The organism is Streptococcus mobilis (genome assembly GCF_059727625.1).
The window spans coordinates 710,967-726,365 of record NZ_AP041823.1 but is presented as its reverse complement, the minus strand read 5'-3'; the positions used below and the strand labels follow the sequence as shown (position 1 = coordinate 726,365).

Sequence of the window (15,399 nt, the reverse complement as noted above, 5' to 3'; positions counted from 1 at the left end):
AAATCATTTTGATTCAATATGTAAGGTTACTTTTCTTTCCTTGGGACAATACTTCAAGACCTCGATCTTTTCAGGATGGGTTTTGGTATTTTTACTGGTCAAATAATTCTGACTCCCACAGCTAGTGCAGGTCAATTGAACTTTAATTCGCACGTACGTCTCTCACTTTCAAATACTTTCTAAATAAGAATAAGAGGAACATCAAATCGGTAAAGGCCAAAAGGGCTGTACCGTAAAATACCCAATGATAGCCAAAATGCATGAAAATACTCGATCCCATCATTGGCCCTAATACACCACCTAAGTAATAAAAGAGCTGGTTGTAGCTAAAGATCCGAGAAATCCCTTCAGGAGGGGTTAAACGATTCAATAATGCAGAAACTCCTGGTAGTAGGGCTCCTGTCCCGATCCCAAAGAGGAAGCGTAAAATCCCTAATTGCAGAGGTGTTTGCGCTTGGGCACAAAGGATATAGAGACAGCCACTATAGAGAAGGGCGATTAACAAGAGCCGGTGATTCCCGATTCGGTCTCCGAGTTTTCCCATCCAACCTGAAAAGAGCATACTAGAGACTCCCATAGCCGAAACAATCATCCCCGATACAAAGATCAGGTTATCTCTTTGTCCCAAAGCCCGCACATAAAGAGGTAGGATCGGAGAAATAGATTGGGCGATCATTTGAATGGTCATACTGGTCAAAAAGAGGCCCAAGAGGATATCTTTTTGCTGAATGGACATGAGCAACTCCCAACTGGATTTTTGTTCTTCTTTTGGAAGGGGCTCATAGTCTTCCTCAATGCCCCAGAAGGTTAAGAGGGAAACCAAAAATAAGAAGAAGCCGACCAAGAGAAAGACATTGCGCATGCCTAGATTTTCAGCAATGAGTCCCCCAATCAAAGGGCCCATCAAGGTTCCAGCCACGACACCGGTCGACAAGGTCCCTAGAGCATAGCCAGATTGGTCCTTGGGAACTTGACTGGCAATCAAGGCTGTACTATTGGGAACAAAGCCTGAAAAGACTCCATTGAGCAAGCGCAGGACCAAGAGCCAAAAGACAGAAGGGACAAAGGCAATGCCTCCCATGGTCAGCGTCATGGCAATGGAAGCTCTAAGCATCATGGGTTTTCGACCATAGCGGTCGGCCAGGCTCCCCCAGATGGGAGACATGATCGCAGAGGTTACAGAAGAACTTGCGACGGCAATCCCAGCATAAAGGGGAACAGCCTTGCCCGTAACACCCAACTCTTCCACAAAGAGGGCCATAAAAGGGACGACTAAAGAAAGGCTGGCTCCGATGAAAAAGCACCCGATCCAGGCAATATATAGATTTTTACGCCAATTGATTTCTCTTGTGATAAAATCATCTTCTTTCTAATTGTTGTAGGGCTGCATCTAATTGGGCATAGAGGGCAGTTAGATCATCATTATTGTCTAAGACCAGATCTGCATGGGCTCTTTTTTCATCTAGCGGCATTTGAGACGCGATGCGTTCTTGGGCCTGCAGTTCTGATAAGTGGTTGCGTTCCATCAGGCGCTTGAGCTGGGTTTCTTTTGATACAGCTACCAACCAGACAGATTCAAACCACTCTTCATAGCCTTGCTCGATTAAGAGAGGAATATCCATAAAAAAGAGACCGGATTGGGCAGCTTGTCTATCTCTTACCTCAGCTAGAGCCTCACGAATAAGCCTGCCTTGGACGCGATTGGACCAGTCTCGTTCACTAGGATTTGAAAAGATCCGCTGACCCAAAGCGACGCGGTCCAGCTCTCCTTCTTTGGTAAGGATCTCTCTACCAAAATGATCTACTAAGACACGGTAGAGGGCTCCTCCTGGTGCTTGCAAGTCATGGACCACTTGATCCGCATCAATGACAGGATACCCTTTTTCTCTCAGATAGGAGGTCACAGTGGACTTTCCTGAAGCAATCCCTCCTGTTAATCCGATGATTCTTTCCATCTAGTTCTCCTTTTGGCAGTGGGGGCAAAAATGGGTTCCGCGTCCCCCCAGCTGGATTTTCTCAATCGGTGTCCCGCAGCGCAAACAAGGTTGGCCTGTTTTCCCATAGACCTGGTGTTCTTCCTGCATGGTGCCGTCTTCTCCAAAAGCATTGCTGTAGGAGCGAATGGTAGAGCCACCCTTTTCAACAGCCTGAGCAAGCACGGCAATCGTTTCTTTGCGGATTGCTTTGGCTTCTCTAGCAGTTAAGCTTTGACCCAAGCGGGCTGGATGAACCTTGGCTCGATAAAGGACCTCATCCACATAGATATTGCCCAGACCAGCCACTAATTTTTGGTCTAAAAGAGCTGATTTAATGGGTTTCTTTGATTTTTTAAGAGCTGCTTGGAAAGTTGGTGCTTTAAAATCCGCTTCTGTCGGCTCTGGACCAATCTTTTTCGCAAAAAAATAGCTGTCGACAAGCTCAGGTATGAGGACTTCCATGGTCCCAAACTTGCGGACATCCTCATAGACCAGAGTGCTACCATCTGTAAAATGAAAGAAGACATGGGCATGCTTTCGAAGAGAGATTTCGTCTGGATAAAAGAAATACTTGCCTTCCATCCGCAAATGCGAGATGAGGACCATATCCGTCAGATAAAACAAGAGGTATTTCCCACGGCGCCCCATGGCTCGAATTTCTTGACCTGGAAGATCTTGACAAAAAGCATCTAGATCCGTCTGAATCATCTTTGGATACTTTACTTCCACTGACTGGATAGTTTTTCCAAGAATTAATTTCTCAAGACCGCGTCGAACCGTCTCTACTTCTGGTAATTCAGGCATAGAACTCCTTTCAAAAACAAGAAGCAGGCTTCTGCCCACCTCTTCTTAATATTCTTTTTCGTTGTATCCGAAATCGGCAAGATCCAATTTCTTATCCCGCCAATTTTTCTTGACCTTGACCCATGTTTCTAGGAAGACCTTGTCTCCTAGCATGAGCTCAATATCCTTACGCGCAAGGGTCCCGATCTTCTTAAGCATGGCGCCGCCTTTTCCGATGACAATACCTTTTTGGCTATCGCGCTCGACCATGATGGTTGCACGGATATGGACCTTATCTGTCTCTTCATCCCGCTTCATAGAATCCACCACTACTGCCACAGAGTGGGGAATTTCTTCCCGCGTTAAATGCAAGACCTTTTCACGGATCATTTCAGAGACCAAGAAGCGCTCTGGGTGGTCAGTGATTTGATCGGCAGGGAAATATTGGAAACCTTCTTCTAAGTTTTCACTTAAAATATCAATCAAACGCGAAACATTGTTTCCTTGGAGGGCTGAAATCGGCACGATTTCCTTGAAATCCATCTGACTACGGAAGTCATCGATTTGCGCCAAGAGTTGGTCTGGGTGCACCTTGTCGATCTTATTGACCACCAGAATAACCGGCACCTTAGCAGCCTTGAGGCGCTCGATGATCATGTCATCGCCCTTGCCACGCGCTTCATCTGCTGGCACCATAAAGAGAACCGTATCCACTTCTCGAAGGGTGCTATAGGCCGACTCCACCATGAAGTCTCCAAGAGCTGTCTTGGGTTTGTGAATCCCTGGGGTATCGATAAAGACGATCTGTTCCTTATCCGTCGTATAAATCCCCATAATCTTGTTGCGCGTTGTCTGCGCTTTGTCACTCATGATGGCAATTTTTTGCCCCATGACGTGGTTCAAAAAAGTTGACTTCCCAACATTGGGACGTCCTAAAATGGCTACAAAACCTGATTTAAATGTCATATTATCCTTTCACGAGGGCATACTCCCTCTTATCCAAATACCAAGGCCCAGAATTTGGGCACAAAAATCACCAGTCCTGTCAGTAGGGCAAAGCCTGATACGACGAGGACTGCTCCAGCTGCCATGTCTTTGGCATTCTTTGCCAACATGGAGAAATGGTAGTTACTAGCTAAATCCACCACATTTTCAATGGCTGAATTCATAATTTCAAACGCAATCACCAAGGTGATGCTGAGCAATAAAAAGAGCCATTCTGTCGCAGAAATCCTAAATACCAAACCAGCAAGAATTGCTACAAGGGCTGATAAGGCATGCTTGCGCATATTGCGCTCTTCTTTGATCGCCGTGAAAATTCCTGTTATCGCAAACTCCAGGCTTGAAGTGAAGTCCCGATTTTTCCATTTTCGCTTATTGTCTTGTGAGTCCATAGGCTGTCAAAATCTCTTCCTGTAAGCCAAACATTTCCTTTTCTTCTTCCGGCGTATAGTGATCATAGCCATTGATGTGAAGAAAACCATGCACTGCTAAAAATCCCATTTCGCGCTCAAAGCTGTGGCCATATTCTTCGGCTTGCTCACGCGCCTTGTCAATTGAAATAAAGAGCTCACCAATATAGGTATCGAACTCAGCCATCATCTCTGCCAATTCTGGATTTTCTGCAAGGTCTTCCTCGTCAAAAGAAATCTCCATCTCTGGCTTGTATTCTAAACTGATGACATCCGTCGGACGATCCGTATCACGGTATTCAAGATTTAGTTCATGACTGCGTTCATTGGTCACAAAAGTCACAGCCATTTCCTTGTCTTCTTTCCCAATTTTTTGAGCAGCAAATTCTAAAATTTCTTGCGTTTGTTTTAAGATTTCGTCAGAGACTTGACCAGTCTCATCTACCATTTCAATATACATCTGGATCACCTCACTATTATCACTTCATTATAGCATAAAACCAGCCTATATACTAGATACAGGCTGGTTTTCAATCTTTTTCTTTGCAGGACAATCTTACACCACTGTTTGCTGGATGGCATTCATCTGGGCATAGATCCCGCCTTGTGCGACTAGTTCCTCGTGTCTACCACGCTCCACAATACGTCCTTCGGATAAAACTAAGATCTGATCCGCATCTTGGATAGTGGACAAGCGATGGGCAATGATAAAGGTGGTCCGGCCCTTTTGCAGGACTGCCATAGCCTTCTGGATGATTTCTTCTGTTTCCGTATCAATGTGAGAGGTTGCCTCATCCAAAATCAGAATTTGCGGATTCATATAGAGCGTCCGCGCAAAGGAAATCAACTGGCGTTCGCCACTTGAAAAGGCCGATCCTTTTTCTACGACTGGATGGTCGATCCCCTTTTCAAGGCGCTCTACAAAGGGCCATGCTCCGACTTTTTTCAGCGCTTCTTTGACCGCCTCCCGGTCAATATGATCCTGACTCATGGCTACATTACTCGCAATGGTTCCTGTAAATAGATAAGGATCCTGCAAGACAATTCCCATGTGGCTTCGCAGGCTCTCACGAGAAACTTGGCGAATATCTTGACCATCGATCAAAATCGCTCCTTCTTGAGGATCATAAAAACGATAGAGCAGGTTCATAATCGAAGACTTACCTGATCCAGTATGGCCCACAAGAGCGATGGTTTGACCTGGACTTGCTTGAAAGGCAATATCCCGCAGAACAGGCTTGCCTTCTTCATAAGCAAATTGAACATCGTCAAACACGACTTCTGCCTTTTCTATCTTCAGTTCCGATACACCATCATCCTCTAAGGGTTGATCTAAGAAAGCAAGGACGCGACTCCCCGTTTCTAAGGATCGCCGAATATTTGGGAATTGACGACTGAGATTGGCCATGAGATCAAATAGATTAATCACATAGTTAATATTGATAAATAAGAAACCAGCCGTCACACCGATATTGCCCTCTAGGAAAGAAATCCCAGCAATGGTCAAAATGCCTGCAATCACTAAAAACTTGAGCAATTCCGTCAAGGTCCAAGAAGCAATAGAATCAGCTAAGAGAATTCGATCATTGGCTCCTAACATCTTCTGAGTAGTGGCTTCAAACTCCTCCACCACACCAGGCTCTTGATGATAGAGTTGAATCATACTAGCACCATGCAAGAGTTCATTGACCTGGGTATTGACCTCGCTTCGCGCATCAAAGAAATCCTTCATAGGCTGGTCCGTCATGACCTTGTAGAGATACTGGATCCCATAGAAAATCGGAAAGACCAAACACAAGAGAAGGCCCATCATAGGACTCAGGTAAAAGAGAATCCCTAGGATAAAGAGGAAACGCACCAAGTAGATGACTAAAATCATACAAGAGTTATAAAACTGGGTCCGCAAGGTCTCCGTATCATTGACAATTCTTGTCGCGATCTTCCCAGCCGGCTTATCATCAAAATAAGAAATAGGCAGTCCTTGCATGACTTGAAAGGCTTGGTCTCTCAGATTAGCGGTTACTTGATTACTTCCATGTAGCAAGATCCGATTGCCCATGTAGCTTATCAGCTGCCCTAGGCTCAAGACCAAGAGATAAAATCCTCCCATCTGAAGCAAGTCCCCTTGCCCGCCACCATGGGTCAGTGCGGTCAAAGGCCCATCGATCATCTTTTGGAGAAGAAAGGGAGACAATTCAGAAAAAATGGTGGCTAGTAAGAGGCAAATAAAGCCAGCAAGAAAGACAGTTGGATAAAGCGTAATCCTCGATAATAATCGTTTTAAAACTTTCATCTTATTCTCCTTCCTGTTTTTGTTGCCGTTGGTATTGTTCATAATACCAGCCTTCTTGAGCCAATAAATCACTAGCCCTACCTTCTTCTACAATACGACCTTGATCCAAGACGATGATCCAATCAGCCTGATGAACAGCCGACAAGCGATGGGAAACAATGATGGTCGTCTTGTCTTTTCGTTCCTTTTGAATCGTGTCAATAATGGCCTGTTCAGTCTTCGCATCCACTGCCGAAAGGGAATCATCTAACAGCAAGAGCTCAGCATCTCTTAAGAAGGCACGCGCCAGAGAGATCCGTTGTTTTTGACCTCCTGATACAGAGACCCCTTTCTCACCGATCAGGGTATCCATTCCATGTGACATCCGCTCGAGATCATCCGCAAAAGCAGCTTGGGCTATTGCTTCTACCAAGTCTTCTTGGCTGGCTCCTTTTTTACCAAGCGCTATATTCTCACGGATAGACTTAGAAAATAAAATATGTTCTTGAGAAACATAGCCAATTTTATCTTCAATGGAGCTTCGATTGTAGTCCACGATCGGTTGCTGGTTGATCAAAAACTCTCCCTCACCAACTGGGTACTGCCGCAAGAATTGTCGAACCAGGGTAGTCTTTCCTGCTCCGGTACGACCAACAATCCCAACCGTCTGTCCTTTCTGAATGGTCCAATCAATGCCTAACAGGCTCTTTCGCTCAGCACCAGGATAGCTGAAAGAATAGTCCTTAAACTGCACCAAATCAATCTGCTCTAGGTAGTGAGAACCATCTGGCTCCAGATCATCTGTCTCATCAATCACTTCTTTTAATTTTTTATAGGACATTTGCCCTGTCTGGTAGACCAAGATCAAGTCCGCCATCATCCACATAGGCTCAATTAAAAAGACCAAATACAGCTGTAAAGCCAATAACTTGCCAAGGCTCAACTGTCCGCTTGCTAGGGACCGGCCTCCAAATAGCAGGAGCAAGACTGTCGAGAATCCAATAAACAAAAGGGCTAAAGGTCCAAAAGAATACTGGATAGAAGCAATTTTGTCCCCTGTTTTGGATAGACTGGCTGTTTTCTTCTGAAACTGTTTGACTTGCTGGTCCCGTCTACTATAGGCCCGCATGACACGGATCCCTTCGATGGACTCCAAGACTTCATCGTTCAACTGAGCGACCGCTTCCCGGTTTTGCTCAACATACTCCTCCTGCTTTCTACTCAAAAAATAGGTAGAGACGACGAGGAAGATCATAGGAATAAAGGAAATCAAGGTTAATTGCCAAGAAATGAAAAACATGGTCGGAATAATAAAGGCAAACAAGCCACCGCCAAACAGGAGCACCATCATCCCGTAACCAGCCATATCAGCCATGCCATCCACATCTGTCGTGAACCGCGTCAAAAGATCCCCTGAACGGAATTTCTCAAAAAAGGGACGCCGCATAGCTACTAGCTTACGAAACGCTTGACCCTGAAGGGTCGCCTTGAAATGGACTGACGACTGAAAGAGTCGCAACTGCCAATAAAAAGCCGTCAAATAATTGAGGATGGCTGACCCTACCAATAGGACCATATCCCATACAAAGTTCGATTGCGTCAGCGTCTGCTGACTCAAATGATCCACTAAGCGCTGGATGACTTGCGTCGGGATCAATAAAGTGTAATCATAAAGAATCAGGACCATAGCGATCTTCACATATCGCCACTTGCGCTCCCTGATATAGTCCCAAATAGCTCTGATCATATATTCTCCTTTTCAAAATGGCACAGAAAAACCCAAGCAAGGAGCTGAGTACGTGCTCAGTCCACACTTGGGCCTTCTGATGCCTATCACCAATTCAGTTAAGGCAGGCAAAAATGCATACAAAAAACCCAAGACAGACTCCTCCATCTTGGGTTCCATTTATAGTTTACATCGAACTCAACTGAGATTGGAGAAGCTGTGTATTCAATTGTGTCATCAAAACATCTACTTTGTTCATGATGGTTTTCTCCTTTCTCTTTGTTGTTCTAACTTTACCACGTATTTCCTTGCTTGTCAACGTTTTTTTGAAAATTGTTGAAATGGTGTATAACCAAAAAATTTTTTTAGAGCTAATTATTCTTAATTATGTACTTTATTTAAGTGAATACTGGAAATCTTAAAAGCTATCCATCTACTGTAATATGTACTTTATCTAACTGAAAACTGAAAATTTTTCAATTGTACATTTTGACAATATAAAAACACTTTATATTACTTAAAGTGTTCTTATTTTTTTATATCTTTTTTAAACTGTATAAAATGTTCTTGCTTTCTTCTGTAACCTTTGCAAATCGAACACTCCTTTTTATTTCGTTTTCTATACGCCATTCTTTCATTAACTTGAATTTTATAACGATGATCTGGGTTTTCCTGACATATCCACCATACAGACATATTACTCAACTCTGTGATTTCAGTTGGACTTGCTATCAAGAAGTTATTTACATAATCCCACTCGTTCATTAGACTTTGTTGAGTTGTTGCTAAGTCGTTAAATCCTTTTAAAACTTTTTGATTCGTGCACAAGTGTGTAAATATTGTAAAACAATTTCAAAATGTGGTAGACTAGATATGAATTTTGATGGACGATAATTATGTCAGAAAAAAGGTTACAGATGGAAAGATTAGTTTTTATCGGAATGCTAGTTTTCTTGGCATTTGTGTTTATTGGAATATTGTTTTGGCTGCGTTATAGAATGAAGAACACCTTTGAGAACGGTGTTCCAGTGTACGATGCCCCAGCAAATAATCAGACTAGGACGAGTAAGCTAAGCGTAGGAGAGTATGCAGTGCACATAGTTTTAATACTAATTAGCGCTGTAATTGCCTTTAAGGTCATGGGCATGTTCCGTCATGGGGCAGCGCCAATTGGTGCTGCTATAATCACGCCTTCTATAATGGCGCTTTTCAATGCACGAAGGAGAACCGGGAAATCTTGGATAGGTATCGTTGCAGTGCTTATGGTATTTGTATTTTTGATGTTCGCATACATACTGATAGGTTTACCTGATAACGCACCTCCACTTAAAATTGACGGAACTGAAATTCATCTTACAGAGACTAAGATTTCGGATTTAATAGACCAGGGATTTGAAATCTATGTGTCAAATGGTAGACATGATTATCCTAATTATAATGAGCTTTTGACAACGGGAAGCTATTCTAAATACCAAGGATCGGGGGTTAGCGTACCAAACGGCTTTAAGCCATATGACTCAGCAGTTACGCGATCGACTTATCTTCTTGTAAAGAAGAATGTAGTTCTCGGATGTATAGGTGTTTACGGAGATAAGAGGAAGAGTACGGAGCTGAAGGACTGTGTAGTTACGCAGGTTTGCTTCGATTCTGAAAGCACAGCTGCTGCTAAAAAATATGGAATTTCATATAATATAGATGGTATAGATTTGCTAAAGAAGCTTGACGAAAACGAGTTCACGAAAGTATTTGGGAAAAAAATATGGCTGACTCCAAGCGAGCCAAGAGATGAATATTTGGGTCATTATGGCGTGCAGTGGGGAGCAGGTAACAATGAATTCTTTTGGAATCATTATTTTATGAATTTAGACCTTGATTCGAATAATGATATAGTTAATTTTAATTTTAGTTCTAATATTGCAGCAGAGCGATAGAAGAATTTGCAGGGATAATTAGGCAAAATGAAAAAGAAAAAAGTACTAAGTAAGACAAAGTATGCTATTTATCTTCTAGTGGTCCACCTTATATGCATACTTTTCACTATAAGCAAAATAGTGATACCTTCATGGGGTCACTGGTTAGAGACGACACGCTTTCTTTGGACAAGCATTCCTACCTATGTATGAGTGTTAATAGCCATTTTCCCAATAGTATGCTTTTGGCCATATTTGATTAGTGCAGATTTTAAGCCAGGTACATCAAAGACCTTGCTTGCTACTTTTGGTCTAATAGTAGGTAACGTGACTCTGATTTTGATATATACGACTATTTTGCACAAGGTATTATAGGTATAAAAGAATCCCTTTATAGGGATTTTTTGATTGCTTCAAGTAGCTCGTCATATTCTTCAAATGCTGGAACCTCAGGATGCTCCTTCTTGATTGATTCGGTGCTTCTAAACAAGAATCCTTGTGGGTGTCTCCTTGAAAGAAGTCGGTTTAATCGACGGTCAAGGCAGTTGATTTGGTTAGTCCAAATTATTCGGCAAGCCATAAATACTCAAATTTCTCCCAATAACATTGTCATCATAGATAGTTTCCCCTTATCACTTTGTCAACTAGTCCGTAACCGTAGAGCACATGTTTTTAATGAACTAGCCGACATTGGTTACAATTCCTCTAAGCACCTTTGGGTCTATGGATTCAAAGTACATATGCTGGTCACCCTATCAGGCTATATTCTGAATTATGTTGTAACGCCTGCCTCAGTACATTATATTAGGGCAGTTGATGACTTACTAGAAAATTGTTCTCAACCCTATGTTTTAGCTGATTTAGCATATCTTAACTATGTACTCAGAGAACAGTTGAAACAGAAAGGTTACCATCTTTGGACGCCTTTACGTCAAAATATGGTAAGAGCTAAACAACATAATCATTGGAAACTAATGGCTATGAGACGGACTATTGAAACTCGATTTTCAGAACTTTGTGCTTTTTTTGATGTCGAACAAACACTAGCTAGAGGCTTAACAGGATTGCAGTTGAGAATGGAGTAAATTGTACTGACTTATAATCTGAGATACTTTGAGATTAACTAGCACCACGAGTAAAAATCTATATCTTACTATCAATAAGACCTTAAATGAGTAGCAAAAAATGTACAATTGAACCACTACTTCTTCTGCACCTATTAGAGTAAAAATGTACAAATCAATTCCTTAAATCAGATGATGTTATGAACTAGAAAATATACAAAATAACACTTCAAAATAATGTACAAAATAAAAATAAAGTACACTCCTTAAAGAATGTACTTTATGCTTCTAATTCAGTTGTATCAATGGTTTAAGTCTTGTTTAGTCAATTGTACATAAACTTTTAGTTTTAAAGCCGGACTATTACCTCAAATCGTAATGGGTTCTTCCTATTTCGACTATAAATAATTCTTAGTTAGCTACCAAGTTTATTAACGGTAACTATAGATAACAGGTGTTTATAAAGCAATCAAAATACCATATGACAAATATATTTATATGGCATAATTTCCTCTATCGTGATTATTATTTATAAATTAAATAGATCTGATCTATTTGTGAGACTATACTCAATTTTCATTCCAAACCATTAGGTTCATTTTCTGATGACTGTTTAGAATTAACAAAAGAAAGCAATATCTTTATAAAAAGACAGAATAAAACTTGGAATAATGCAATAATAGAGAAAATCACTGCAGAATGAATTTTCAAAATAGAAAAAACAAAAGTTCCAACTGGAGATAAGACCAAAGATAGTAATGAAACAGTACTAAAAACTCTACCTAAAAATTCTTCTGAGATCTCTGATTGAATTTTTGAAAATATTTGAACATCGAATATCATAATGAATAAAGAGCTTATTCCAAAAAGCAATATTATTAAATAAATATTATCAATAAAAACAATTGGAACCAATGCAATTGAAGACATAAGCAAAAAGTTACAACATTCAGACATAGTGAAATCATTCTTAAAAAACTTATTGATGTACGCTCCAAGTATTTTCCCAATAGTTTGAACTGCTAATATATATCCATACATATAGGAAACATTAAAAAATTTATTTATAAATGGCAAGTAAAGTTCTATACCCGCGACGAAAAAATTAAGTACGGATACTAATATCAAAATAATGAAGAACTCTTTTCTTTGAAGGATATAACAAAATCCCTCAATGATACTTTTCATTATATCTACTTTTTTAGCAGTTTTTTGATTTTTAAAACCTTGACTTTTAATAACAAATTTTGATTCTATAATCGCAGAGATGGCAAAACTTAATGAATTTAGTAACATTGAAACTTTGAAACCAAATAGAGAAATAATCCAAATTCCAAAAAAGGGAACTAATATATTAAAAATCTCTGCTAAACTTCTACTGTATGAATTATATATGTATATGGAGTTTTTATCCAATAGGTCTCTAACTATTACTTTGTAAGCAGGATTGTTAAAAGAATTTAGAATAGCTAGTATGATATTAACAATTATTAACACTATTGCACTATTAGGCATATCTAGAAATAAAAAAGCAACAAATGTTGAAATAGCAGCAACGATATCCGTTAAAATAAGTATTTTTTTCCTATTTCCAAAATCTGCAACAAAACCTCCTATTAAGTTAAAAAATATTTGTGCTATTACCTCTGTTGATTGATAAACTGACATAAAAAATACTGACGATTTTGGTAATGTAGAAATGAATATTTTATTTGCGTAGTCATATACCCTATTTCCAAAATTATTAGTTTGTCCCCTAGAAATAAGTAATATTATATTTTTTTTACTCATATCTCTACAATCTCCCTTCAAAAATTGATTAATAAAAATTTAAACAAATTTTCATATCAATTTTCCTTTTCTTTTTTAAGTATTGTATAATAAATAAAAACTATTTAAACTTTTGTTGTGAAAGTGGGAAAAATGAAATCTAAACTTGGTCAAACACTTAGAAAAATACGCAAGAGTAAACAAGTAAGTATCTGTGCTATCGCAGACAAACATCTATCAAAATCACAGATTTCCAGATTCGAACGTGGAGAATCTGAGATATCTTGTATTAGACTTATCAACATTTTAGATAAATTACACATCTCATTGGATGAATTTCTTATTCTTCATGATACTGAATATACCCAAACGATATCATTTGGCAACTTAATGCAATATATCCGTAAAGAGTATTCCCTACAAAATGTTGATAACATTAAATCCTTACTCACTAATTCTACAATTTATCAACTCAATTCATTGGAACGAACTATGGTAAAATCAATAATCTATACATTGGATAATAAGATTTCACCATCCGAGGCAGAATTAGAATCTTTGACTGATTATTTGTTCAAAGTTGAAACTTGGGGATACTATGAAATTATATTATTAGCAAATTGTATCCGAACCATTCAATATAATTCTGCTTTTTTATTAACAAAGGAAATGATAAAAAATTTTATTTACTCAACATTGAATAAGACTAATAAAAAACTCGTTACTCAGCTGGCAATTAACTGCTTAATTGTAAGCATTGACAAAAGAAAATTTCAAAATTGTTCTTATCTAATTTACGAGATCAAAAAATTATTAAATAATGAGTTCAACTACTATGAACAAACTGTATTTCTATATGCTACAGGCTACTATGAATTTAAAATAAATAATAGAAGTGGTCTAGAAAAAATGCAACAAGCTCTAAAAGTGTTTGAAATTTTAGGAGAAAATAGTATCAAGTCACAGTATCAGCAACATTACAATGAGCATGTGGAATAATATCTTTTATTTATTAAATAGTTCGCACAGAAATTCTGTACCCATGTCTTAAAACAGGATGTATAATATAGGGTGTAGAAAAACTGTTCTTTTTTTACAAATCCAATAAATTCTATCAAAATAAAAGAATTTATTTGTTAGAATTATTCAACCATCTACAAAAACTTTCCGCCGTGAGAAAAGTGCCTGAAACTATTATGTTTCAGGCACTCGGAATTATTGAGACTTTAGGTTCAATAATTAGTCATGGAACTTCATAGAAGTTCGCTGACGTCCGTACTCACCTAAGGAAAGTTTTTAAGAAGACCTTTTCCTCAATCTGATAATATAAATTACTTTGTCCAATAAACAACTAATCTTAATAAGATTAACATCCATATGACTTTCATTACTTAAAATATAAGTCATAATATTTTCAAGACTCACTTCAGGTAAATTAAATTGTGAATTGGATTATTGTACTGTATCCAAAAAATTTGACAAATACGGTCTGTGTGTTGGCTTGGATAGAAAAAACTTAAATCTTGTTAGTTAAACTTTAATTCAATAGCTATTATGACAGTTAAAGTAGCCATTAAGTTTTTTCGAACCTTTTAAGACACAAAAAAGAAGCCTAGATCCTCTCTAAGCTTCTCTTTTCTGCTATGCTAGTTGCCGGGATTGAACCGGCGACCTCATCCTTACCATGGATGCGCTCTACCGACTGAGCTAAACCAGCAGTACCTATCTACTATATCATGGAGATAGGTCTTTTGTCAATATCCTGACTCATTTTTCTGCCAAATATTCTTCCTTAGTGAGGACATAATGAACTCTCGTCACCATTCTCCCTTCTTCATGCAAGTCTAACATCGCGTAGGGCTCCTCGTGAGAATACTTCATACCTGATTTGGCCATCACCCGTCCAGAAGCTGGGTTGTCCTGATCATGAACAGCAATGAGCTTGTTCATCCCTAACTGTTCAAAAGCCAAGGCAATGACTGCCTTGGTAGCCTCTGTCGCAAGACCTTGGTTCCAATAGTCTTTATTCAGAACATAGCCGATACTCCCCTTCTTCAGACAAAGATCCAAATCCAGTAAATCAATCGTCCCGATAAATTTTCCATTCTCTTTGAGCTCGATCCCCCATCTTCCAAGTGGGCTCGCTAGGTAAAAGAGGGCAATATTATTACGCGTCTCTTCTATACTTTGATTGGTTGGAAACGTATAGCGCGTAACTGTCTCATCAGAAGCATACTCAAACATAGCTGGTGCATCATCCAGAGTGACCGGACGCAAGTGCAAACGCTCTGTCTCCACTTCACGATAAGCCGCTAACTTCACATATAAATTTTCCATTTGACACTCCTTCTTTAGGGATTAGTTTAGCAAATAACCTAAAGGAAGGCAAGATCAAATTTTTCTTGCTTTTTAACCTACTTTTCTATACAATAAAATCAATCAAAACAATCGGATAAGGAGTGAAAAGGTCATTGAGTCAAGAGAGC

The 15,399-nt window shown here is 39.4% G+C and carries 14 protein-coding genes, 1 tRNA gene and 1 pseudogene; 3 read left to right on the top strand and 13 right to left on the bottom strand.

The features are described 5' to 3' along the window. Positions 1 to 3: 3 nt before the first annotated feature. From rpmG to AC6IZR_RS03410, 10 genes are all read right to left on the bottom strand, one after another. The gene (gene rpmG / locus AC6IZR_RS03455; protein ID WP_003005699.1) at positions 4 to 153 is read right to left on the bottom strand and encodes a 50S ribosomal protein L33; all 150 of its coding nucleotides are present in this window, start codon (positions 151 to 153) and stop codon (positions 4 to 6) included. Next, the gene (locus AC6IZR_RS03450; RefSeq protein ID WP_227223626.1) at positions 143 to 1,342 is read right to left on the bottom strand and encodes a multidrug efflux MFS transporter; all 1,200 of its coding nucleotides are present in this window, start codon (positions 1,340 to 1,342) and stop codon (positions 143 to 145) included. Before AC6IZR_RS03450 ends, rpmG begins: the two co-directional genes overlap by 11 nt. Before the next feature lie 16 nt (positions 1,343 to 1,358). Continuing rightward, positions 1,359 to 1,955 carry a dephospho-CoA kinase gene (gene coaE / locus AC6IZR_RS03445; RefSeq protein WP_462128180.1) on the bottom strand — a complete coding sequence of 199 codons (597 nt, stop codon included), beginning with the start codon at positions 1,953 to 1,955 and terminating at the stop codon, positions 1,359 to 1,361. Beyond that, positions 1,956 to 2,780, bottom strand: coding sequence for a DNA-formamidopyrimidine glycosylase (mutM, locus tag AC6IZR_RS03440; RefSeq protein WP_462128181.1), 825 nt, complete (start codon positions 2,778 to 2,780; stop codon positions 1,956 to 1,958). A gap of 45 nt (positions 2,781 to 2,825) precedes the next feature. Beyond that, positions 2,826 to 3,725 carry a GTPase Era gene (era, locus tag AC6IZR_RS03435; RefSeq protein WP_006595864.1) on the bottom strand — a complete coding sequence of 300 codons (900 nt, stop codon included), beginning with the start codon at positions 3,723 to 3,725 and terminating at the stop codon, positions 2,826 to 2,828. Positions 3,726 to 3,754: 29 nt separating this feature from the next. Continuing rightward, entirely contained in the window at positions 3,755 to 4,153 is a 399-nt protein-coding gene (locus AC6IZR_RS03430; RefSeq protein ID WP_003008202.1) for a diacylglycerol kinase family protein, read from the bottom strand. Then, positions 4,134 to 4,631, bottom strand: coding sequence for an rRNA maturation RNase YbeY (gene ybeY / locus AC6IZR_RS03425; RefSeq protein ID WP_003005431.1), 498 nt, complete (start codon positions 4,629 to 4,631; stop codon positions 4,134 to 4,136). The genes AC6IZR_RS03430 and ybeY overlap by 20 nt, the downstream gene beginning before the upstream one ends. A gap of 96 nt (positions 4,632 to 4,727) precedes the next feature. Further along, the gene (gene tetB(46), locus AC6IZR_RS03420; protein ID WP_462128182.1) at positions 4,728 to 6,464 is read right to left on the bottom strand and encodes a tetracycline efflux ABC transporter Tet(46) subunit B; all 1,737 of its coding nucleotides are present in this window, start codon (positions 6,462 to 6,464) and stop codon (positions 4,728 to 4,730) included. Between the two features lies 1 nt (position 6,465). Next, a complete protein-coding gene (tetA(46), locus tag AC6IZR_RS03415; protein WP_497848786.1) occupies positions 6,466 to 8,190 on the bottom strand; it encodes a tetracycline efflux ABC transporter Tet(46) subunit A in 1,725 nt (574 codons plus the stop codon). Between the two features lie 507 nt (positions 8,191 to 8,697). After that, complete coding sequence (locus AC6IZR_RS03410) at positions 8,698 to 8,934, bottom strand: zinc-ribbon domain-containing protein (RefSeq protein WP_497848785.1); 237 nt, start codon at positions 8,932 to 8,934, stop codon at positions 8,698 to 8,700. Positions 8,935 to 9,086: 152 nt separating this feature from the next. On the opposite strand from AC6IZR_RS03410, the gene AC6IZR_RS03405 reads away from it, so the two are divergent. Next, entirely contained in the window at positions 9,087 to 10,100 is a 1,014-nt protein-coding gene (locus AC6IZR_RS03405) for a hypothetical protein (protein WP_497848784.1), read from the top strand. Positions 10,101 to 10,573: 473 nt separating this feature from the next. After that, positions 10,574 to 11,164, top strand: a pseudogene (locus tag AC6IZR_RS03400) (IS982 family transposase); the annotation flags it as partial. A gap of 555 nt (positions 11,165 to 11,719) precedes the next feature. Here the strand turns inward: AC6IZR_RS03400 and AC6IZR_RS03395 are convergent. Beyond that, on the bottom strand, positions 11,720 to 12,934 hold the full coding sequence (locus AC6IZR_RS03395; protein ID WP_497848783.1) for an MFS transporter: 1,215 nt from the start codon (positions 12,932 to 12,934) through the stop codon (positions 11,720 to 11,722). Positions 12,935 to 13,066: 132 nt separating this feature from the next. Between AC6IZR_RS03395 and AC6IZR_RS03390 the strand changes: the two genes are divergently transcribed. Beyond that, on the top strand, positions 13,067 to 13,912 hold the full coding sequence (locus tag AC6IZR_RS03390; RefSeq protein WP_049472913.1) for a helix-turn-helix domain-containing protein: 846 nt from the start codon (positions 13,067 to 13,069) through the stop codon (positions 13,910 to 13,912). Positions 13,913 to 14,557: 645 nt separating this feature from the next. Here the strand turns inward: AC6IZR_RS03390 and AC6IZR_RS03385 are convergent. Both AC6IZR_RS03385 and AC6IZR_RS03380 read right to left on the bottom strand, forming a co-directional pair. Further along, positions 14,558 to 14,630: transfer RNA gene (locus AC6IZR_RS03385), tRNA-Thr, on the bottom strand. A 50-nt stretch (positions 14,631 to 14,680) separates the two neighbouring features. Next, entirely contained in the window at positions 14,681 to 15,250 is a 570-nt protein-coding gene (locus AC6IZR_RS03380; protein WP_497848782.1) for a GNAT family N-acetyltransferase, read from the bottom strand. Positions 15,251 to 15,399: the final 149 nt, after the last annotated feature.

Excerpts from the sequence above, each read along its gene's own strand:
- coaE (WP_462128180.1), bottom strand. The coding sequence starts at position 1,955 with ATGGAAAGAATCATCGGATTAACAGGAGGGATTGCTTCAGGAAAGTCC.
- mutM (WP_462128181.1), bottom strand. The coding sequence starts at position 2,780 with ATGCCTGAATTACCAGAAGTAGAGACGGTTCGACGCGGTCTTGAGAAA.
- era (WP_006595864.1), bottom strand. The coding sequence starts at position 3,725 with ATGACATTTAAATCAGGTTTTGTAGCCATTTTAGGACGTCCCAATGTT.
- AC6IZR_RS03430 (WP_003008202.1), bottom strand. The coding sequence starts at position 4,153 with ATGGACTCACAAGACAATAAGCGAAAATGGAAAAATCGGGACTTCACT.
- ybeY (WP_003005431.1), bottom strand. The coding sequence starts at position 4,631 with ATGTATATTGAAATGGTAGATGAGACTGGTCAAGTCTCTGACGAAATC.
- AC6IZR_RS03410 (WP_497848785.1), bottom strand. The coding sequence starts at position 8,934 with ATGAACGAGTGGGATTATGTAAATAACTTCTTGATAGCAAGTCCAACT.
- AC6IZR_RS03405 (WP_497848784.1), top strand. The coding sequence starts at position 9,087 with ATGGAAAGATTAGTTTTTATCGGAATGCTAGTTTTCTTGGCATTTGTG.
- AC6IZR_RS03395 (WP_497848783.1), bottom strand. The coding sequence starts at position 12,934 with ATGAGTAAAAAAAATATAATATTACTTATTTCTAGGGGACAAACTAAT.
- AC6IZR_RS03390 (WP_049472913.1), top strand. The coding sequence starts at position 13,067 with ATGAAATCTAAACTTGGTCAAACACTTAGAAAAATACGCAAGAGTAAA.
- AC6IZR_RS03380 (WP_497848782.1), bottom strand. The coding sequence starts at position 15,250 with ATGGAAAATTTATATGTGAAGTTAGCGGCTTATCGTGAAGTGGAGACA.